The sequence below is a fragment of the Actinoplanes sp. NBC_00393 genome, assembly GCF_036053395.1.
Classification (GTDB): domain Bacteria; phylum Actinomycetota; class Actinomycetes; order Mycobacteriales; family Micromonosporaceae; genus Actinoplanes.
In genome coordinates this window covers 4,080,497-4,099,912 of record NZ_CP107942.1, presented here as the reverse complement: position 1 = coordinate 4,099,912, position 19,416 = coordinate 4,080,497, and the positions used below count along the sequence as shown (strand labels likewise).

Sequence of the window (19,416 nt, the reverse complement as noted above, 5' to 3'; positions counted from 1 at the left end):
GCCAGCGAGGCCGGGGCCCACCATGATCGACGGCATGGTGGACACCGGCCTTAGGGTCAGCGGGGTGCAGGACGTCGGAGCCGTACCCCGGATGCTCAACGATCTGGCCGGCAGCGACCCTGCTGCCCGGGCCACCGCCCTGCGGAATCTGTGCCGGATCGCCCCCGACGGGGAGGACGTCCGGCCGTGGGTGGTGGACGCCCTGCCGGTCCTGCTGGAGCTGGTGGCCGATCCCGAGACGGCCGACCGGGACCGCATCCTGCGGCTGGTCGGCGACCTGGCCGGCGCCGACCGGACCTGGTACATGGCCGGCGAGACGCTGCGCGCGAAGCGGATCCTGGCCGGGTATGCCGGCTTCGCCGAGTTCCTGACCGACGACGACCCGCTGGTGCGGGACGCGGCGGCGTACACGTTGCGGGCCGTCTCCCGGCTTTTGCCCGAACTGACCGGGGTGCTGTGGGAGCGCTACATCGACGAACCGGACCCGGCGGTGCGGGTCACCCTGCTCGGCAGCGGCGTGATCACCGGGGCGGTCGGCAGCAACTACGAGCCGATCAAGGCGTGGCTGGCGTGGGCCGCCGACAGCGACGGCGACCTGCTGGTACGCATCACCGCGCTGACCGAGCTGATGGCGCTCTACGACCCGCCGCCGTTCGACGCCGAGACCGCCCGCGACACGCTGCTGGCCGCGTACCGGGAGGGCCTGAACCGGGAGCCGGCGCCGCTGGACGACGCGGTCGCGCCGCTGCTGGCCGGCCAGCGGATGGCGGCGCGGCGGTGGACGCCCGGCTATCCGCAGGTGCTGAGCGCGGTACGGGCGGCGTTCCGCACCGACGTCGGCCCGCAGCTCGACCTGCTCGAGCAGATGCTCGACCTGCCGGCCTCGGACGCCCGGCAGGACGCCCTGCACGAGGCGCAGTCGATGATGCAGCGGTTGCGCGCGCCCTACCTGCCGCTGGTGCAGCGCGCCGCCGAACTGCTGGCCGACGGCGACCTGCAGGTGCGGACGGCGGCGCTGCGGCTGTTGCACGGCATCGGTGAGATCGGCCGCCCGGCCGCCGACGCGGTGTGGGCCGTGCTGGCGAAGGCGGACCAGCGGATCCGGCCCGGGCAGTCCGCCTGGATCAGCAACGGTACGCACGGACCCGTGCTCAGCCCGGCCGTGCAGATTCTCGCCGGCTTCGGCGACGACCGGGTGCTGCCGATGCTGGAGCGCCTGCTCGACGAGGCGCCGGACGTGGGCGAACTGCACCGGTGCATCGCCGGCTACGGGTTGCGGGCGCGCGGGCTGAGCCGCACGCTGCGACGGCGACTGCGCGGCCTGCGACCATCCGAGCAGGCGCAGCGGCTGGGGCTGCTGCAGGCGCTGACGGCCGTCGCCCCCAACGAGACCGGTGACCACCTGGCGCACGAGCCGATCGACGTGGTCACGCTGGGCCTGCTGGCGCGCGCCGGGCGTACCGCCGCCGCCCGGATCCCGGACATCCGCAAGGCGCTGACCAGCGCCAAGCCGGCGGTCCAGCTGGCCGCGGCGTACGCGATCTGGCATGTCGCCGGGGACGCGACCGCGGCCGCCGCGGTCTACGACCGTTTCCTCGACAACCGCAGCGCCGCCACCGGGCACGTGGTCACCGCCATCGACGGGCTCGGCGAACTGGGGATCCGCGTCGCCGACCGCCGCCGGCGGCTGGCCGCGCGGATGGACGCCCGTTCCGACGGCGTGATCGTGGTCGCCGCCGCGGACGCGCTGTGGCGGGTGGCGGGGGACCGCGACGCCGTGCGCCGGCTGGGCCGGGTCTGGGAGGCGGCGCCGGGGACACGGCCGAGGATCGCCCGGTTGTGGGTGGAGACCGGGGACGCCCGGTACGGCGCCCGGTACGCGCGGGCCGAGGCAGACACGGCGATCCGGCACAACGCGAGCAACCGCGGGCTGTCGGCGGAGGAGATCAGCGATGACGAACGGCTGCTCGGGCTCTGCGTGAGGTTGCTCGCGTAGGACCTTTCCGTCACGCGGAAAGGCCGTGTCGGTCCGGCAGTGACCGCCGTCACGCTGAAACGCATGACGTCGATCGTTCGGAACCAGTGGTATGTGGCGGCGTACGGCCGGGAGATCGGCCGCGAGCTGTTCAGCCGGACCGTGTGCGGGGAGTCGATCCTGTTCTGGCGCACCGAGGCGGGACAGGTCACGGCGATGAGCGACCGGTGCGTGCACCGCCGGTTCCCGCTGTCCGAGCCGCCGAGCCGGTTGGCCGGGGACACCGTGGTCTGCGGGTATCACGGGTTCACGTACGGCGCTGACGGGGTGTGCGTGGCGGTGCCGGGGCAGACGCGGATTCCGCGTACCGCCCGGCTCAAGCAGTACCCGGTCGTCGAGCAGGACTCCTTCGTCTGGGTGTTCATCGGGGAGGCGGAGCGGGCTCCGGGCGTACCGATCCCGCGGGCGCCCTGGCTGGACCTGCCCGGCTGGACCACCGTGTCCGGGATGGAGCCGCTGGCCGCGCGGGCCAGCCTGCTGGTCGACAACCTGATGGACCTGTCGCACGAGACCTACCTGCACGGCGGCTACATCGGCACCCCGGAGGTGGCCGAGACCCCGATCACCACGAAGGTGGACGAGAAGGCCGGCATCGTCTACGTGTTCCGGCGGATGGCCGACGCCGCCTGCCCGCCGTTCTACGCGAAGAGCACCGGGATCACCGGGCGGATCACCCGCTGGCAGGACATCGAGTTCACCCCGCCCTGCCTGTACAAGCTGCACAGCCGGATCGCGCCGGCCGGGGTGCTGCCGAACGCCGACGGCAGCGACCCGGACGCCTTCCACGTCGAGGTGGTGTACGCGATCACCCCGGAGACCGAGTCGTCGACGCACGACTTCTGGGCCGTCGCCCGGGACTTCGCCCTCGACGACGAGTCGGTGTCGGACTTCCTGCGGGAGAGCAACCGGACCGTGGTGCTGCAGGACGTGGCGGCGCTGGACGTGCTGGAACGGGTGCTCACCGGCGAACCCGACGGCTACCAGGAGCTGTCCATCAACATCGACACCGGCGGGCTGGCCGCCCGCCGGATGATCGCCGCCCTCGCCGACGAGTCCCGGTGAACCGGCTGACCCGGGTCGGCTGGCTGCCCGGCTCGGACCGGCTCAGCGGCCGGTGCCACTGCGGCGCGCAGGCCGAGGCGGACGACCCGGTGCTGCTGTGGGAGTGGCTGTCCGCCCATCCGGAACACCCGGCCGGCGGTCCGGTCCCGCCGGAACCACCGCCGGTGCTGCCACCCGCCCCGCCGCACCTGGTCACCGACCCCGCCCTGATCCGCCGCCGGACCACCTCGCCCGCCTGAACCGGAGGACTCCTGTGCAGCTTCGCATCATCCGCCGGGCGCCCGCTGCCGAGGGCGTCGTGGTGCTGGACCTGGCCGACGCGTCCGGGCGCGACCTGCCGCACTGGTCGCCGGGCGCCCACGTCGACCTGCGCCTGGGCGGCGGTCTGGTCCGGCAGTACTCGCTGTGCGGGGACCCGGCGGACCGCTCGACCTGGCGCATCGGCGTGCTGCGCGAGCCGGCCGGCCGGGGCGGATCCGCGCGCGTGCACGAGACGCTGCACGAGGGCGCCGAGGTCGAGGCGGGGGAGCCGCGCAACCACTTCGCCCTGGAACCCGCGCCGCGGTACCTGTTCATCGCCGGCGGGATCGGCATCACCCCGATCCTGCCGATGGTCCGGGCCGCCGAGGCGGCCGGCGCCGACTGGGAGCTGCACTACGGCGGCCGCAGCCGGCGCTCGATGGCGTTCCTGGAGGCGCTCGGCGGCCCGCGCACCACGCTGTACCCGCAGGACGAGGTCGGCCTGCTCGCCCTCGACCGCATCCTCGGGCAGCCCCGGCCGGACACCGCGGTGTACTGCTGCGGACCGGAACCGCTGCTCGCGGCGGTCGAGGCGCACTGCGCCACCTGGCCGGCCGGTGCGCTGCACGTCGAGCGCTTCACACCCCGGGCAGGCGGCTCGTCCTCCGCCGAAGAGTTCGAGGTCGAACTGGCCGTGAGCGGGTTGACCCTGACCGTGCCCGCCGACAAGTCTGTGCTGCAAGTCGTCGAGGAGGCCGGGATCGGTGTGCTCTCGTCATGCCGGGAGGGGACGTGCGGAACCTGCGAGACACCGGTGCTGGCGGGCCGGATCGAACACCGGGACTCACTGCTGACCCCGCAGGAGCGGGCCGCGAACGACACGATGTTCGTCTGCGTGTCCCGGGCGGCGGATCCGAGACTGGTGCTGGAGCTCTGAGGCGTACGCCGAGCGCCGGCGGCAAACTGCTCGCGGTGCTGGGCTGCTTCAGCCGGGAGCGGCCCGCGCTCACGCTGTCCCAGATCGCCCGGGCGGTCGGCCTGCCGGTGTCGACGGCGCACCGGCTGGTCGCCGAACTGGTCGCCTGGGGTGGGCTGGAACGCGATCCGGACGGCAGCTACCGGATCGGGCTGCGCGTCTTCGAGCTGGGCGCGCTCGCTCCGCGCGGGCTCGCGCTGCGCGAGGCCGCACTGCCGTTCATGGAAGATCTGTACGAGGTGACCCACGAGAACGTCCAGCTGGCCGTCCGCGACCAGGACGAACTGGTGTTCGTCGAGCGGTTCGCCGCGCGCGACGCGGTGACCGTGCTGACCCGGGTGGGCGGCCGGTTCGCGATGCCACCGACCGGCGTCGGCCTGGTGCTGCTCGCGCACGCGCCGCTCGACATCCAGGAGCGCGTGCTGGCCGGCCCGCTGACGCGCTACACCGCGCACACCATCACCGAGCCGCGCCGGTTGCGGCAGGCGCTGGCCGAGGTACGGCGTACCGGTTTCGCCGTCAGCGACCGCCAGGTCACCGGCGACGCGGTGTCGGTCGCCGCCCCGATCCTGGCCGGCGACACGGTCGTCGCCGCGCTGTCCGTGGTGGTCCGCGGCAGCAGCGCCGCAGCCGTCCACCACCTGACGCCGATGGTGCGCGCCGCCGCCCGCGGCATCTCCCGGCAGCTGTCGCGGGCCTGACCCGAACTTCAACCCTCGCCCGGCACCACCAGGCCGGACTCGTACGCCACGACGACCGCCTGGGTGCGATCGCGCAGACCGAGCTTGGCCAGCACCCGGCTCACGTGCGACTTCACCGTCTCCTCGCCGACCACCAGCCGGGCGGCGATCTCCGGGTTCGACAGGCCCTCGGCGAGCAGCCGCAGCACCTGCGTCTCCCGGCCGGTGAGCGTGCGCAGCGCTGCGTCCGGCTCGCGGCGCCGGGTGCGCAGCCGGGCGAACTCGGCGACCAGCCGCCGGGTCACGCCGGGGTCGAGCAGCGCATCCCCGGCGGCGACGATCCGGACGGCGTCGAAGAGGCGCTCGGCGGTGGCGTCCTTCAGCAGGAAGCCGCTCGCGCCCGCGTCGAGAGCGTCGTACACGTGCTCGTCCAGGTCGAACGTGGTCAGGATCAGCACGCGGGGCGGCTCGGGGCCGGTCAGGATGCGGCGGGTCGCGGTGATCCCGTCGGTGCCGGGCATCCGGATGTCCATCAGGACGACGTCGGGCTGCAGGTGGCGGCAGACCCGGACGGCCTGGTCACCGTCGGCGGCCGAGCCGACGACGGTGAAGTCCGGCTGGGTGGCCAGCAGCACCTCGAAGGCGGTACGCACCACGTCCTGGTCGTCGACCACGACGATGCGGGTGGCCCTCACGGGACCTCTCCCTTGATCGGCAGAACGGCTTCGACGAGGAACCCGGCGCCCGGCGCGACCCCGGCGGTGACCGAGCCGCCGACCATGGCCGCCCGCTCGCGCATGCCGACCAGCCCGTGCCCGCCGTCCGCGCCGCCGGCCGGGCCGGGACCGTTGTCGTAGACGCGGACCACCAGGTCGTCACCGCCGTACCGCAACTCGACGTCCACGGCGGCGCCGGGCGCGTGCCGGCGCGCGTTGGTCAGGGCCTCCTGCACGATCCGGTACGCGGTCAGCTCCACCCCCGGGTCGAGCGGTTCGACCGGGCCGCTGACGATCAGGCGTACCCCACTGCCGGCGGCGGTGTCGCGCACGTCGTCGAGCAGCGTGTTGAGCTGGTCGAGCGCGGGCTGCGGGTCGCGGCGCGCCTCGTCGCCGGTGTCCTCGCGCAGGACGCCGAGCAGCCGCCGCATCTCGGTCAGCGCGATCCGGGCGGTGTCGCCGATCGCGGTCAGCCGGCGCGCCCCCTCCGGCGGCAGGCCGGGCGTCGCCAGCCGGGCCGCGTCGGCCTGCAGCGCGATCGTCGTGATGTGGTGGGCCACCACGTCGTGCAGTTCCCGGGCGATGCGGGCGCGTTCGCCGCGGGCGGCGTACTCCATCAGAGACGCCGCAGCCGACTCCTCGCCGGCCCGTCGGCGGCGGTGCCGGTCCCGCAGCCGCAGGGTGAGCCCGGAGGCGCTCGCCAGGGTCACCACGACGGCGAGCGGCCAGGCAACCATCGCGGTGTACAGACCGAACGGCAGGACCAGCAGCGCGCTGATCCAGATCGGACGCCGGTATCCGGCGATGCCGTAGAGCGCGCCGACGGCGACGACCGCGGCGACGGTCACCGGGTAGGCGATCAGCGACGTGGAGAGGACCGCCGCGGCGGACAGGGCCGCCGCGGTCGCGGGCCAGAGCCGGGACAGGGCGACCGGGGCGACTGCCAGGAGCGCCAGCAGGGCCGCGATGCCGGAGAACGATTGATCGTACGCACGAGCCAGCGCCTCGGTCACCGCGATGGCGCCGAGCGTGGCCGTCGCCGCGACCAGCCCCCTCACGTCAGTCATTGTGACCGGCGTGGACACCGCAGTCCTCCCCCACGGGAGGGAGGACGGCACCGGCCCAAGACCCCTCTGCGCCGGGACGCGCCGCGGGGCCCGCACTGCATAGCGTGCCCTCATGGAACCCACCATCGAGGTACGCGAGCTGAGCAAGCGCTACCGCACGACTGTGGCCGTGGACGAGCTCTCGTTCACGGTCCGGGCCGGTGAGGTGACCGGCTTCGTCGGGCCCAACGGCGCCGGCAAATCGACGACGATGCGGCTGATCCTCGGGCTGGACGCCCCGGACGCCGGACAGGCCCTGGTCAGCGGCCGGCCCTACTGGACGTTGCGGACGCCGCTGACCCAGGTCGGTGCGGCGCTCGACGCGTCCGCCGTACATCCGGCCCGTCGCGCCCGCGACCATCTGCTGTGGATGGCGCACAGCAACGGCCTCGGCAAACGCCGGGTGGCCGAGGTCCTCGACCTGGTCGGCCTGGCCTCAGCCGGCCGCCGCCGGGCCGGGGCGTTCTCGCTGGGCATGCAGCAGCGGCTGGGGATCGCCGCCGCGCTGCTCGGCGATCCGCCGGTGCTGATGTTCGACGAGCCGGTCAACGGGCTCGACCCGGACGGCATCGTCTGGATCCGCGGCCTGATGCGGTCGCTGGCCGCCGAGGGCCGCGCGATCCTGATCTCCAGCCACCTGATGAGCGAGCTGGAGGGCACCGCCGATCATCTGATCGTGGTCGGCCGGGGGCGGCTGATCGCCGACACCGGGGTGGCCGAACTGCTGGCGGCCGCGTCGAGGGACCACGTCGAGCTCACCACCGGGCACCGGACGGAGGCGACGACCGTGCTCGCCAACGCGGGCGCGACGGTCACCGTGACCGGCCCGGACACCGTCGTCGTCGAAGGTCTGGCCGGCGAGCGGGTGTCGGCGCTGCTCACCGGGGCGGACATCCCGTTCACCGAGATGCGCCGGCACCGGGCCTCCCTCGAGGAGGCGTACATGGACCTGACCCGCGGTGCGCTGGAGTTCGTGCCCGGCGCCGGCGGGAGCGACCGATGAACGCCCGCGCGTCGTTCCGGGGGCTGCTGCTGGCCGAATGGACGAAGCTGCGGTCGGTGAACCGCTGGGTGGTGACACTCGTCGGCGCGGTCGCGCTCACCATCGGCCTTAGCTACCTGGCCGCGTCCGGCAACCAGACGGACATGAACGAGGTTCCCCGGTACGTGACCGGGCCGCTCGACGAGCCGGTGGTGGACGGGTTCGTCTTCGTGCACCAGCCGGTCACCGGCGACACGACGCTCACCGTGCGGGTGGCGTCGCTGACCCCGCCACGGCAGGGCGACAGCCCGGACGACTTCACCAGGCTGGCGGATCCGAGCCCGTTCGCCCAGCCTGCGGCCGGTCTCATGATCAAGGACGGGACGCGGGCCGGGTCGTCGTACGCCTCCGTGATGGTGACCACGACGCAGGGCGTACGCATGCAGTGGGACTTCGATGGTGATCGGGAGGGAAGCGCCGCAGGCGCGGGCCGTTGGCTGCGGCTGGTTCGTTCCGGCGCCACCATCACCGGGTACGAGTCTGCGGACGGAACCGTGTGGCAACAGATCGGGACGGCCCGGCCGAAGAGCCTGCCGGCCACGGCGGAGATCGGCTTCTACGTCTCGTCGCCGGAGGCGGTGTTCATGACCCGCGGCGGTGGCAGCTCCTCGGTGGGCGTCACGCCGACGGTCACCCGGGCCACCTTCGACAACATCGGCCTCGACGGCGGCGGCGCCTGGCGTGCCGAGCCGGTCGGCGCCGCGGCCCAGGTCGGCGAGAAGGGCGAAATGCTCGACGGTGTCCAGGTCACCGAGACGGACGGCGGCTACACCGTGGCCGGCACCGGCAAGGTGGGCCCGGAAGCGCCGGACGACGACATGGTGGGACTGGCGCTGGTCGGCGTGATCGCCGGGCTGATGGCGCTGATCGCGGTCGGCGTCCTCTACGCCACCTCGGAGTACCGGCGCGGCATGATCCGCACGACGTTCGCCGCCACCCCGCATCGCGGCCGGGTGCTGGCCGCCAAGACCGTCGTGCTCGGCGGCGCCGCGTTCCTCGTCGCCGCGGCCGGGGTGCTCGGCTCGTTCCTGCTGGCCGTCCCGGTCCTGCGCCGCCAGGGTTTCACGCCGCCGAGCTTCCCGGAACCGTCGCTCGGCGACGGCCCGGTGGTGCGCGCCCTCGTGCTGAGCGCCGCGTTCATGGCCGGGGTGGCCGTCGTCGGGCTCGCGATCGGCATGCTCGTGCGGCACAGCGCGGCCGCCATCACGATCACCGTCGTGCTGGTCCTGCTGCCGCTGATCGTGGGCATGATCCTGCCGGGCACCGCGCCGCGATGGCTGATGTACACCACCCTGGCCGGCGGGCTGGCCACCCAGCGGGCGAAACCGCCGACGGTCACGCTGGCCGAACCGTGGGCCATGATCGGGCCGTGGGCGGGGATCGGTGTGGTGGCCGCCTGGGCGCTCCTCACCCTCGGCCTCGCCTGGTGGCAGCTGCGCAAGCGGGACGCATGATGCCGCCGCGCGCTGTCCGGGCCGAGTGGACGAAACTGCGGACCCTGCCGAGCACGGCCTGCCTGGTCCTGCTCGCCGTCCTCGGCACGGCCGGCGTCGCCCTGGCGGTGACCGGATCGCTCGACAGCCGCCACTGCGAACCGGCCTGCGCCCTCGACGTCACCGAGATCTCGCTGGCCGGGGTACGCCTCGGCCAGGTCGGCATCGTCATCCTCGCGGTCCTGGCGGTGACGGCGGAGTACAGCACCCGCACGATCCACCCGACGCTGACCGCAGTGCCGAGCCGGGTTCGGGTGGTGCTCGCCAAACTGACCGTCGTCACCGCGCTCACGACGGTTGCCGGCGCCCTCGCGGTGACCGGATCGCTGGCGGCCGGCCGGGCCCTGCTGCCCGGCAACGGTTTCCCCGCCCTGTCGCTGGCCGACCACCTCACCCGCCGCGCCGCCGCCGGCACGGTCCTCTACCTGGGACTCGTGGGCCTGCTCGCCGCCGGGCTGGGCCTGCTGCTGCGCGACACCGCCGCCGCGGTCACGGCGGCGCTGGCCCTGTTGTACGGGGCGCCGGTCGTCGCCATGTTCCTGCACGACCCGGTCTGGCAGGTCCGCGTGCACCGGCTCTCGCCCATGGACGCGGGCCTGGCCATCCAAGCGACCCGTGATTTCGCGGCCGCACCGATCGGAGCGTGGGCCGGCCTCGGCGTCCTGTCCCTGTACGCGGCCGCCGCCGTGGCCGCCGGGCTGATCGTGTTCCAGCGCCGCGACGCCGGCTGACCGACAATGGGTCCATGGCCAACAGCGATGTCGTCCGTACGGCGTTCGACGCCTACCTGCGCGGGGACGAGGCCACGGCCCGCCCGCTGTACGCCGACGAGTTCACCTTCACCAGCCCGCAGGACGACCACATCGACCGCGAGGCGTTCTTCGACCGGTGCTTCCCGACCGCTTCAAGGGTGAAGCGGCAGGAGATCCGATATCTGCTCGACCTCGACGAGGACAACGTCTTCGTCCTCTACGAGTACGAGCTGGCGGCGGGCGGCCGCTTCCACAACACCGAGGTGATCACGGTGCGGCACGGCCGGATCACCGAGACGCAGGTGTTCTTCGGCGGTCCACCGAGCTCGTGATTACGGCGGTGGATGCGGGGTATCCCGGACGCATCGACGGACAGTGATCCAGGTCACATCGTCCCGACGCCGGCGAGGACCTCGGCGTGTTCAACATGGCGGCCCTGGTCGGCGCGCTGGTGGTCCTTCCGATCAAGAAGGTGAGGTGACCGCGGTGACCGACCCGGTCGAGGAGCTGCTCGCCGAGATGTCGCCGGCCGAGAAGGCGGCACAGCTCACCCAGTACTTCTACTTCCGGCTGCCGGCCACCGCGCATCCGGAGCCGGCGCTGAACCTGGACGTCGACGAGCAACCGCGTACGGTCGAGGCCGCGCTGAACCGCGGTGCGGTCGGATCGCTGCTGTTCGTGACCGATCCCGCGGAGATCAACCGGCTGCAGCGGCTCACCGTCGAGGGCAACCGCCTCGCCATCCCGGCGCTGTTCGGTTACGACGTCATCCACGGGTTGCGCACCATCTTCCCGGTGCCGATCGCGATGGCGGCGTCCTGGGACGTCGAGACCATCGAGCGGGGACAGGCGGTCGCCGGGCGCGAGGCCCGCGCGGTCGGCATCCGGTGGACGTTCGCGCCGATGGTGGACATCGCCCGCGACCCGCGCTGGGGCCGCATCGTCGAGGGCGCGGGGGAGGACCCGTACCTCGGCGCCGCGGTGGCCGCCGCGCAGGTGCGCGGCTTCCAGGGCGCCGGGATCATCGCCGGGCCGAAGCACTTCGCCGGCTACGGCGCCGCCCTCGGCGGGCGCGACTACGACGAGGTGAACCTGTCCGAGTACGAGCTGTGGAACGTCTACCTCCCGCCGTTCCAGGCGGCGGTCGAGGCCGGCGCCGGCAACGTCATGACCGCGTACATGGACCTCAACGGGGTGCCTGCGTCGGCGAGCCGATGGCTGTTCACCGAGGTGCTACGTGAGGCGTGGGGATTCGACGGTTTCGTGGTGAGCGACGCCAACGCGGTACGCAACCTGCTCACCCACGGGTTCGCCGCCGACCTGACCGATGCGGGTGCGCGGGCGGTCGCCGCGGGTGTCGACATGGAGATGGCGATCTCGGACCCCGCGTACGAGCGGCTGCCGGAGGCGCTCGAGGCGCAGGCCGTGAGCGAGGACGTGATCGACACGGCCGTGCGACGCATCCTTCAGGCGAAACTGCGACTGGGGCTGTTCGATGACCCGTACGTCGACGAGGACCGCGCCCGGGAAGTGCTCGCCGACCCGCAGCATCGCGCGCTGGCACGGGTGGCCGCGCAGCGGTCCGCCGTGCTGTTGCGCAACGAGGGTGATCTGCTTCCGCTCGCCGCCGCCGAGCTGGGGACGGTGGCCGTGATCGGCCCGCTCGCCGACTCGAAGCGCGACACCATCGGCCCCTGGGTCTTCGACTACGACCTCGCGGAGACCGTCACCGTGCTCGACGGCCTCCGCGAACGGGTGCGCGTGGAGTACGCGCCGGGCATCCCGGTCGTGCAGCGCGTCTTCCCGTCGATGTTCGACATGTTCGGCGGCAACACCCCGGCCGACCCGGAAGGCTTCGACGAGCAGGCCGAGTTCGAGCGGGCGGTGCAGGTCGCCGGCGCGGCCGACGTCGCCGTGGTGGTGCTCGGCGAGTGGCAGAACATGATCGGCGAGGCGGCGTCCCGGTCCTCACTCGAACTGCCCGGACGCCAGCTGGAGCTGCTGCAGGCAGTGGTGGCGACGGGCACGCCGACGGTGCTGCTGGTGATGAACGGGCGCCCGCTCGACCTGCGCTGGGCCGCCGGGAACGTGCCGGCGATCCTGGACATCTGGTACCCCGGCACGCAGGGCGGGGCCGCGGTCGCCGACCTGCTGTTCGGCGACGTCCCGCCGGGCGGGAAGCTGCCGTTCACCTGGCCGCGCACGGTCGGTCAGATCCCGATGATCTACGCGCACACGCGCTCGCACGAGCCGGAGAACCAGGTCCGCCGGTACTGGGACGAGGAGAGCACGCCGCTGTTCCCGTTCGGCCATGGGCTGAGCTACGGCCGTTTCACCTACTCGGATCTGTCCGTGGATCGCCCGTCTGTCCCGCGCGACGGTGAGGTCACCGTGTCGGTCCAGGTCACCAATGATGCGGACCGCGAGGCGGTGGAGGTCGTGCAGCTCTACCTGCACCAGCGTCACGGCAGCGCGTCGCGCCCGGTGCGGGAACTGAAGGGCTTCCAGCGGGTGACCGTGCCCGGCAACACGACGCGCGAGGTCACCTTCACGGTCGGCCCCCAGCAGCGGCGTTACTGGAGCACCACCACCCGCGACTGGACCCTCGACGCCACCACCTTCGACGTCTACGTCGGCGGCGACTCGACCGCCTCGCTGACCACGACGTTCCGCGTCAGCGATCAGTGACCGGTGGCGAACCACCCGGTCCGGACCGGGCGGTCCGCCACGGGCTTAGTCCAGAGCCTCGAGGGAGGTTCGGGTCGACAGGTCGGCCTCGGTGATCGGGCGCAGGACCCGGCAGGGTGTGCCCACGGCGACCACCATCGGTGGAATGTCGCGGCTGACCACACTGCCCGCGCCGATCACCGAGCCGTAACCGATGCGTACGCCGGGCAGGACGACGGCGTTGCTGCCGAAGCCGGCGTGGAACGGCGGGAGCAGCACCGGGCGTTCGCCGATCGAACCGAGGATCGCGGTGAGCAGCGCCGCCCGTCGTTCGGCCTCGCGCGGCGGGGTGTGGTTGTGCTCGAAGATCAGATCGGTACGCCGCTGCGGCGACTGGAACGCCGCCTCGGACTCGGTGTAGATCAGACCCGTACGGATCCTGGCCAAGACCTCGTCGCGATGTGGCATACCGGTTCCCCCCACCTGTCCGGGCCGCGCCGCGCGGCCCGGACAGCGTATGCGGTCATTGTGGTCATAGCTGCTGTGTACGCGAGAACGTTGTCAGCAAGGTCAAGTGATGTCCGTGTCAGAATCCTGTAGTGGATCATGACCTGACCCCCGCCGCGTACGCCATGGTGCAGCACCTGCGCCGGCTCTTCCCGGGACGCGGCGTCTCCGTCCTGCCGCCGGCTCCCGGCCCGGTGCACAATCTGGTACCCGACCTGCACATCCTGAGCGTCGACCCGCCGGAGGGCGGCCGGCTGTACGCCACCGCCGGCCTGTGGGACGCGACCCGGGAAAACGGCCACGGGCTGGAGTTCGTCCTGCACGCCCGGACTCCCGACACCGTCCTGCACGTCGAGACCCTGACCATGGTCGCCTACTACCACGCTTCCGGCGGCGACTACACCCTCGGCCATGGGCACACCGTCGACATCGGACGTCCCTGGACGCCCGGTTCGAGCTGCGACCATCTCCTGATCAGCCTGCCGTACCCGTGGGGGCCACAGCTGGAGATGTGCGACCTTCCCGGCGGCCACGCCCGCGTCCTGTGGCTGCTGCCGATCACCCGGGCCGAGAAGACGTTCCGGCACACCCACGACCTCGAGGCGCTGGAGCAGCGCTTCGAGGATGCGGAGATCGACCCCACCGACCCGTACCGTCTTTCGGTGGTCGACTGACTTCCGGGCATCATGGCGAGGTGACGGGTTTCGCTCTGCCGCGCAACCTGGTGGACAGCGTGCGGGCCGACCGCTCGCCGGATCGCGATGCGTGGCTGGCCCGCCTGCCGGGCCTCGTCCAGGCCTTCGCCGAGCAGTGGGCACTGCAGATCGGTCCGCCCTATCAGCCGGGCGGCCGGTGCGCCTGGGCGGCGCCGGCCCGCGACCGCGCCGGCCGCGAGGTAGTGCTCAAGGTCGCCTGGCAGCACGACGAGGCACTTCACGAAACCCAGGGACTGTACGCGTGGGACGGCGCCGGAATGGTGGGGCTGCACCGGCACGCGACCGCGGAGCAGAGCTCGATCCTGCTGCTGGAACGCTGCCGCCCCGGCACCGCGCTGGGGCAGGTGCTGCCGGAACCGGAGCAGGACCTGGTCGTCGCCGGCCTGCTGACCCGGCTGTGGCAGGCCCCGCTGTCCCCGGCCGGCGCCGCGGTGTTCCGGCCGCTGCAGGTCATGTGCGACGCGTGGGCGGCCGAGTTCGAGCAGCGACTGGCCGGCACGCGCGAGCCGCACGATCCCGGCCTGACCCGGGCCTGCCTCGAACTGCTGCGCCTGCTGCCGTCCACAGCGGATCGGCAGGTGCTGCTCTGCACGGACCTGCACGCCGGCAACATCCTGGCCGCGGAACGGGAGCCGTGGCTGGCGATCGACCCCAAGCCGTACGTCGGTGATCCCACCTACGACGCGGTGCAGCACCTGCTCAACTGCGAGCAGCGCCTGCACGCGGATCCGGCCGGTCTCGCCCACCGGATGGCCGGCCTGCTCGATCTGGACGCCGGCCGGCTCGTCCGGTGGCTGTTCGCCCGGTGCGTCCAGGAGTCACTGGACGCACCGGAACTCGGGAGGCTCGCCATCCGGCTGGCCGCGGCGATATGACGATCGGCCGTCAGCGGACCGGCTGCAGGGAATGGTTCACTGTCCAGTTGCCGACCTTGTTGCCGTGGGCGATGCCCTCCTTGACGGCTTTCCGGAAATGGAACCCGACGAGAATGCGCGACCGACCGTTCTCCGCGGCCGCCTGGCTGAACGAGTGGAACCGGCGCAGAACCGGTGACGCATCGGTGCACGTCTGCCCGGCCGGAAGTGTGTAGCTGCACATTTCGAATCGGGCCCGGTCGCGGCCGAAGAATCGCGTCAGCACCTGTGCCGCGGTGCCACCCTCGACGCTGTGGCCGGAGTCGTAATCGGGAATGGGCGGTGTCGGCACCAAAGGTGTCCAGGTCGGGTCGGCAGCGGTTCCCGGGTTTCCGTCGCCGGCCGCGTTGCGGATCGCGGTGACCGGGCGCCAGTAGTTGTATCCCCGGTATTTGGTATCGAAGGTCGCCACGTAACCGTCCGCGAGCGCCATGTTCAGCAGGCCGAAGAGGCGGGCGTTCTCCCACAGGTCCAGCCGGTCGGCGGTGGCGACGGAGCGGGCGATGCGGTTCCACATGAGCGGGGAGCTCTCCACCCAGAACCGGGCCATCTCGGTCTGGTCGGCGGTGCGGGCGCTGGGCGTGGTGGTCCCGTCGCCGCCCAGGCGCTTGACCTCGTTCAAGTCCTCGGCATAGCGCTTCGACGTCAGCGCGTACGGCGGACCCGGCCGGAACTGCGTGGCCGTGCGCAGAACGAACGGGGTGACGCGGGCCCAGCCGGGTGCGAACGCGAAGTCGAAGCCGGGCGTGAACCGGTATTCGCCCGGCCGGGTGCCCTGCGGATAGGCCGTGTCGAACAGCGGCGTGTCGGAACCGTCGCCGGCCCGCGCGGCAAGGATGGCCGCCGCGGCCGTCTGCCCGACGGCGATCCCGCGGGTCTTGGCCCGGCCGCCGGGAATGGTGGCGAGCGCGGCCGCATAGCGCGCCTCCACCCCATCGACGACCTTCGCCCCGGTGACGCAGTCCGCGAACGGCGCCGGCAGTTGCCGCAGCACCGGCACGAGCACGTCGCGGGCCGCGGCGGCCGCTGCCGCTTCCGGCGAGGCGCCGCGCGCTTCACCGCGGAAGGCGTAGGGGCGGGAACGCCGGTCGATGGCATTCAGGGCGTCATGAATGGCGATGTGCGTCATCGCGTACATGCGTGATTCGTGCAGCGGATTGTCGGTGGGGGCGAGGCAGGCGCCGAGGGCTGCCGTCGCGGCATGGAGATTCCACGCGAGGACCGCATTTCCGTTCGCCGATCCCGGCTTCTGCCCGGCCTGGGCGGCGCCGCCGAGAGCGATCAGGAAAAGCGGCACGGACGCGACAGCCGTCCATCGCCGGAAAGTGGAATTCATGATTGCTCCTTTCTGGAGCCGCCGAGCCGAAAGATCGTATTCACGGTGAGTGCGCTCGTCGCAAAGCCCTTTGATACGCCCGAGCCGGTTCGGGGTCAAGGGACGCGCTTTGATCTGTCTTTCCGCAACCCGTTCGGGTGGCCGCCGGGACGGCATTAGAAATATGCCGAAAAGGCGGCGTAAACGCGGCCGGGCCGGTCCGCCGGTTTTTCGCTTGACAACCTGTCCGATCAAAGCGAGCCTGACTTCACCGCACAGGTTGTACTGCGAAAATGAGGTTGACGAGTTGAGAACCCTGGTACGACCGCTCACCCTGCCGGAGGCCCGTCTGCTCCGGGACGACGGCCCCGGCTTCGCCTCGGCCACCGGACTCGCCGTGGCCGAGCGCTACCTGGACTTCCCGGGAGCACTCGACCGGATGGTGGCCGCCCTCGAGTCCGGGTCCCCGCCGCACTGGGGGAGTCACCTGGTCATCGACCCGGACATCGCGACGCTGGTCGGCATCGGCGGCTTCAAAGGCGAGCCGTCCGGCGGCGGCGTCGAGATCGGCTACAGCGTGGCGCCGGACCACCGCGGCCGCGGCCACGCCACCCGGGCGACCACCCACTGGCTGCGCGCCGCGGCCGGCGCCGGTGCCGACCATGCCGTCGCCCACACCAGGGCGGAGCCGAGCGCCTCCACGCGCGTTCTCGAGCGCAGCGGCTTCCGCCGGACCGCGACGCTTCCGGACGCCGCGCTGGGCCAGATCTGGCGGTGGCATCGGCCGCTGCTTCACCGACGAGGAGTACACCGTTGACATCATCGATCGTGCGACAGCGTGTCGCCCCGCCGAGCGCTGCGCGCCTGCCCGTTGTGGACGGGCTGCGCGGGCTCGCCCTGCTGGGAATCCTGCTGGTCAACATGACTCTGTACAAGACCGCGCCGTCCATCGAGCACCTCGCTCCCACCACGATCGACCGGCCGTGGGACGCGGCCTTCGCCGTGCTGATCAAGGTGCTCGCCGAGGGCAAGTTCATCGGGCTGTTCTCGCTGCTGTTCGGGTTCGGCGTCGCGGTCCAGTTCACCCGTCCGAGGCGTACGACGTACCTCCGGCGCCTTGCCGCTCTTGGTCTTATCGGCGCGGCCCATCTGGTGTTCGTGTGGTTCGGTGACATCCTCACCACGTACGCGATGGTCGGTCTGGTCCTGCTCGCTTTTGCCAACCGTTCCCCGCGCATCCTGCTGGCGTGGGCACTCGGCATCCTGGCCACGGTGGCGACTGCCGGCGCGCTGCTCCTCGGTGCGGCCAGGTCCTCCGCCCTGGCTGAGGTGGAACGGGCGGCCGCCTCCGCCGACGCCGCCGAGGCCGCCCGGCTCACCGCGCTCTACCGCTCCGGCGGCTACCTCGACCTGGTCCAGGAGCGTGCCGCCACGCCCGGCGGGCTGCTCTTCGGGCTCGCGTTCTCGCTGGTGGTCCTGGCGATGATGCTGCTGGGGATGTACGCCGCCCGGGTCAGCCTGTTCGCCGACGTGGCCGCACACCGGACCCGGCTGACGTGGCTCGCCAAGGTCGGCCTCGGGGTGGGACTGCCACTCAACATCCTGGTCGTGGTGGTGCAGAGCTCCGGCGGCTTCTTCGTGATCCTCGCCGGGCAGGTGCTGCTCATGTCGCTCGCGGCTCCGGTGCTCACCGTCGGTATCGCGGCCGGCGGCGTTCTCCTGTACGAGCGCGGCCCCTGGCCGTGGCTGGAGTCCGCCGGGCGTCTGGCCCTGAGCAACTACCTGCTTCAGTCGATGGTCTTCAGTACCGTCTTCTACGCGTACGGCGGTGGACTGTTCGGCCGGGTCGGAGCCGCGACCGGTGTCTGCCTGTCGGTGGCGCTGTTCGTGTTGCAGCTGATCGTGAGCCGTTGGTGGCTGGGCCGGTTCGGAACCGGGCCGGTCGAGCGCGGTTTGCGCTGGATGACGTACGGAGGCAGGTCATGACGCGTCCGGCTGTGCGGGTCGTGGAGCCGGGCGGGGGTCGCCTGGCCGACCTCGGCGCCATCACCGTGGACTTCAAGCTGTGGGGCGCCGACACCGGCGGCGCCCTGGCGATCGTCGAGCACGAGTTCCCGCCCGGGGCCCTCGTGCCGCCCCACATCCACACCCTGGAGGACGAGTACTCGATCGTGACCAGCGGCCGGATCGGCTTCCGTTCCGGTGACAAGGAGGCTGTCCTCGGAGCGGGCGGCTACATCACCAAGCCGCGCGGGGAGGCCCACGCCATGTGGAACGCCGGCGCCGAGCCGGCCCGCATGATCGAGGTGATCAGCCCCGCCGGGTTCGAACTGTTCTTCCGTGCCGTCGCCGACATGCTGGAGGCCGATGACCCGGACCCGGAGCGCGGTGCGGCCCTCGCGGCCGAGCACGGGCTCCAGTTCGTCGACACACCCTGGCTCGCCGACGTCGTACGCCGCTTCGGACTGAAAGTGTCCTGAGGGTTCAGGCCGGGCGGCAGATGCTGCGCTCGGCCGTCGTCGTCAGCGTCCCGATCGCCTCGTCGACCGTGAGACCCCGGCCGGTGACCAGCAGGTCGAGGCTCTCGAAGCTGGTCAGCACCCACAGCGCGTCGGCGGCCTGCTCGACGGTGAGGTCCTCGCGCAGCACACCCTGCTCTCCCAGGTGTGCGGCGAGGTCCTCCACACCCGCCCGCCGGTCCTTCTCCATGTGCTGCACTGCGCCGCCGGCCGACTCGGGATCGAGACGGTCCATGGCGTGCAGCACCCGGTAGATCGCGAGGTCCTGCGCCTTCATCCGGCTCGCGGCGGCGATACTCTCCCGCAGGCGCTGCCGGGCGTCGTCCGACGCGACGGCCCGGCTGAGCTCACCGAGGCCGGTGCGCTCCCAGAGGTCGACCACGAAGGCGTCGAACAGACCGGCCCGCGAGCCGAAATCCGCGTAGATGGTCGAGCGGGACACCTTCGCCAGCCGGGCCACCTGGTCGAGGCTCGGCTGCTCGGTCGGCACTTCGCGCAGGCGCTGCCCGACCGCCTCGAGAATGCGCCGCCGCGTCTCCTGGGCGGCTTCCGCGCGAACCACCTGGTCGTATTTGCGGGTCGCCACAGCACGCATCGTATGCCGGACTCAGCCCAGGTGGGCGCGCACCTGGCCGACCGCATCGCCCACCCTCGATGCGTTCGAGGTCGGTGACGT

The 19,416-nt window shown here is 72.2% G+C and carries 20 protein-coding genes; 15 read left to right on the top strand and 5 right to left on the bottom strand.

The genetic code is table 11. The annotated features are described in order from the left end of the window. The first annotated feature begins 22 nt into the window (after positions 1-22). The 5 genes from OHA21_RS19310 (at position 23) to OHA21_RS19290 (ending at position 5,014) form a co-directional block, all read left to right on the top strand. Positions 23-1,996, top strand: coding sequence for a hypothetical protein (locus OHA21_RS19310; protein WP_328475461.1), 1,974 nt, complete (start codon positions 23-25; stop codon positions 1,994-1,996). Positions 1,997-2,059: 63 nt separating this feature from the next. Then, positions 2,060-3,097 (top strand): aromatic ring-hydroxylating dioxygenase subunit alpha, encoded by a 1,038-nt coding sequence (locus OHA21_RS19305; protein ID WP_328475460.1) that lies wholly within the window; start codon positions 2,060-2,062, stop codon positions 3,095-3,097. Continuing rightward, the gene (locus OHA21_RS19300) at positions 3,094-3,336 is read left to right on the top strand and encodes a hypothetical protein (protein WP_328475459.1); all 243 of its coding nucleotides are present in this window, start codon (positions 3,094-3,096) and stop codon (positions 3,334-3,336) included. The genes OHA21_RS19305 and OHA21_RS19300 overlap by 4 nt, the downstream gene beginning before the upstream one ends. A 14-nt stretch (positions 3,337-3,350) precedes the next feature. Continuing rightward, complete coding sequence (locus OHA21_RS19295) at positions 3,351-4,274, top strand: PDR/VanB family oxidoreductase (RefSeq protein WP_328475458.1); 924 nt, start codon at positions 3,351-3,353, stop codon at positions 4,272-4,274. 35 nt (positions 4,275-4,309) lie between these two features. Beyond that, complete coding sequence (locus OHA21_RS19290) at positions 4,310-5,014, top strand: IclR family transcriptional regulator (RefSeq protein WP_328475457.1); 705 nt, start codon at positions 4,310-4,312, stop codon at positions 5,012-5,014. An 8-nt stretch (positions 5,015-5,022) separates the two neighbouring features. Here the strand turns inward: OHA21_RS19290 and OHA21_RS19285 are convergent, their stop codons facing one another. Next, positions 5,023-5,688: a response regulator transcription factor gene (locus OHA21_RS19285; protein ID WP_328475456.1), complete on the bottom strand. Its 666-nt coding sequence runs from the start codon at positions 5,686-5,688 to the stop codon at positions 5,023-5,025. Then, entirely contained in the window at positions 5,685-6,767 is a 1,083-nt protein-coding gene (locus OHA21_RS19280) for a sensor histidine kinase (protein ID WP_328475455.1), read from the bottom strand. Before OHA21_RS19280 ends, OHA21_RS19285 begins: the two co-directional genes overlap by 4 nt. 121 nt (positions 6,768-6,888) lie before the next feature. Here OHA21_RS19280 and OHA21_RS19275 point away from each other — a divergent pair, with 121 nt between their 5' ends. The 5 genes from OHA21_RS19275 to OHA21_RS19255 all read left to right on the top strand — a co-directional run bounded on the left by OHA21_RS19275 (position 6,889) and on the right by OHA21_RS19255 (position 12,790). Further along, the gene (locus OHA21_RS19275) at positions 6,889-7,818 is read left to right on the top strand and encodes an ABC transporter ATP-binding protein (protein ID WP_328475454.1); all 930 of its coding nucleotides are present in this window, start codon (positions 6,889-6,891) and stop codon (positions 7,816-7,818) included. After that, a complete protein-coding gene (locus OHA21_RS19270) occupies positions 7,815-9,311 on the top strand; it encodes a hypothetical protein (protein WP_328475453.1) in 1,497 nt (498 codons plus the stop codon). Before OHA21_RS19275 ends, OHA21_RS19270 begins: the two co-directional genes overlap by 4 nt. Continuing rightward, positions 9,308-10,081: an ABC transporter permease gene (locus tag OHA21_RS19265; protein ID WP_328475452.1), complete on the top strand. Its 774-nt coding sequence runs from the start codon at positions 9,308-9,310 to the stop codon at positions 10,079-10,081. The genes OHA21_RS19270 and OHA21_RS19265 overlap by 4 nt, the downstream gene beginning before the upstream one ends. Before the next feature lie 14 nt (positions 10,082-10,095). Then, on the top strand, positions 10,096-10,434 hold the full coding sequence (locus tag OHA21_RS19260) for a nuclear transport factor 2 family protein (protein ID WP_328475451.1): 339 nt from the start codon (positions 10,096-10,098) through the stop codon (positions 10,432-10,434). Positions 10,435-10,579: 145 nt separating this feature from the next. Then, positions 10,580-12,790 carry a glycoside hydrolase family 3 N-terminal domain-containing protein gene (locus OHA21_RS19255; RefSeq protein WP_328475450.1) on the top strand — a complete coding sequence of 737 codons (2,211 nt, stop codon included), beginning with the start codon at positions 10,580-10,582 and terminating at the stop codon, positions 12,788-12,790. 45 nt (positions 12,791-12,835) lie between these two features. Here the strand turns inward: OHA21_RS19255 and OHA21_RS19250 are convergent, their stop codons facing one another. Next, positions 12,836-13,237 (bottom strand): maltose acetyltransferase domain-containing protein, encoded by a 402-nt coding sequence (locus OHA21_RS19250; protein WP_328475449.1) that lies wholly within the window; start codon positions 13,235-13,237, stop codon positions 12,836-12,838. 131 nt (positions 13,238-13,368) lie between these two features. On the opposite strand from OHA21_RS19250, the gene OHA21_RS19245 reads away from it, so the two are divergent. Then, positions 13,369-13,950 carry a suppressor of fused domain protein gene (locus tag OHA21_RS19245; RefSeq protein ID WP_328475448.1) on the top strand — a complete coding sequence of 194 codons (582 nt, stop codon included), beginning with the start codon at positions 13,369-13,371 and terminating at the stop codon, positions 13,948-13,950. 20 nt (positions 13,951-13,970) lie between these two features. Then, positions 13,971-14,867 (top strand): aminoglycoside phosphotransferase family protein, encoded by an 897-nt coding sequence (locus tag OHA21_RS19240; protein WP_328475447.1) that lies wholly within the window; start codon positions 13,971-13,973, stop codon positions 14,865-14,867. A gap of 10 nt (positions 14,868-14,877) precedes the next feature. On the opposite strand, the gene OHA21_RS19235 is transcribed toward OHA21_RS19240, so the two are convergent. Further along, positions 14,878-16,554 (bottom strand): vanadium-dependent haloperoxidase, encoded by a 1,677-nt coding sequence (locus tag OHA21_RS19235; protein ID WP_328475446.1) that lies wholly within the window; start codon positions 16,552-16,554, stop codon positions 14,878-14,880. On the opposite strand from OHA21_RS19235, the gene OHA21_RS19230 reads away from it, so the two are divergent. Genes OHA21_RS19230 through OHA21_RS19220 form a run of 3 tightly spaced genes read left to right on the top strand, consistent with a single transcriptional unit; the run spans position 16,529 to position 18,701 of the window. Beyond that, positions 16,529-17,038 (top strand): GNAT family N-acetyltransferase, encoded by a 510-nt coding sequence (locus OHA21_RS19230; RefSeq protein ID WP_328475445.1) that lies wholly within the window; start codon positions 16,529-16,531, stop codon positions 17,036-17,038. The two genes, OHA21_RS19235 and OHA21_RS19230, sit on opposite strands and share 26 nt — an antisense overlap. Continuing rightward, a complete protein-coding gene (locus OHA21_RS19225; protein ID WP_328475444.1) occupies positions 17,035-18,207 on the top strand; it encodes a DUF418 domain-containing protein in 1,173 nt (390 codons plus the stop codon). The genes OHA21_RS19230 and OHA21_RS19225 overlap by 4 nt, the downstream gene beginning before the upstream one ends. Continuing rightward, entirely contained in the window at positions 18,204-18,701 is a 498-nt protein-coding gene (locus OHA21_RS19220) for a cupin domain-containing protein (RefSeq protein ID WP_328475443.1), read from the top strand. The genes OHA21_RS19225 and OHA21_RS19220 overlap by 4 nt, the downstream gene beginning before the upstream one ends. 4 nt (positions 18,702-18,705) lie before the next feature. Here the strand turns inward: OHA21_RS19220 and OHA21_RS19215 are convergent, their stop codons facing one another. Beyond that, positions 18,706-19,326: a TetR/AcrR family transcriptional regulator gene (locus tag OHA21_RS19215; RefSeq protein WP_328475442.1), complete on the bottom strand. Its 621-nt coding sequence runs from the start codon at positions 19,324-19,326 to the stop codon at positions 18,706-18,708. Positions 19,327-19,416: the final 90 nt, after the last annotated feature.

What these genes read in the sequence shown, in the direction of transcription:
- OHA21_RS19275 (WP_328475454.1), top strand. Translation starts at nt 6,889, where the DNA reads ATGGAACCCACCATCGAGGTACGCGAGCTGAGCAAGCGCTACCGCACG.
- OHA21_RS19250 (WP_328475449.1), bottom strand. Translation starts at nt 13,237, where the DNA reads ATGCCACATCGCGACGAGGTCTTGGCCAGGATCCGTACGGGTCTGATC.
- OHA21_RS19270 (WP_328475453.1), top strand. Translation starts at nt 7,815, where the DNA reads ATGAACGCCCGCGCGTCGTTCCGGGGGCTGCTGCTGGCCGAATGGACG.
- OHA21_RS19220 (WP_328475443.1), top strand. Translation starts at nt 18,204, where the DNA reads ATGACGCGTCCGGCTGTGCGGGTCGTGGAGCCGGGCGGGGGTCGCCTG.
- OHA21_RS19265 (WP_328475452.1), top strand. Translation starts at nt 9,308, where the DNA reads ATGATGCCGCCGCGCGCTGTCCGGGCCGAGTGGACGAAACTGCGGACC.
- OHA21_RS19310 (WP_328475461.1), top strand. Translation starts at nt 23, where the DNA reads ATGATCGACGGCATGGTGGACACCGGCCTTAGGGTCAGCGGGGTGCAG.
- OHA21_RS19260 (WP_328475451.1), top strand. Translation starts at nt 10,096, where the DNA reads ATGGCCAACAGCGATGTCGTCCGTACGGCGTTCGACGCCTACCTGCGC.
- OHA21_RS19305 (WP_328475460.1), top strand. Translation starts at nt 2,060, where the DNA reads ATGACGTCGATCGTTCGGAACCAGTGGTATGTGGCGGCGTACGGCCGG.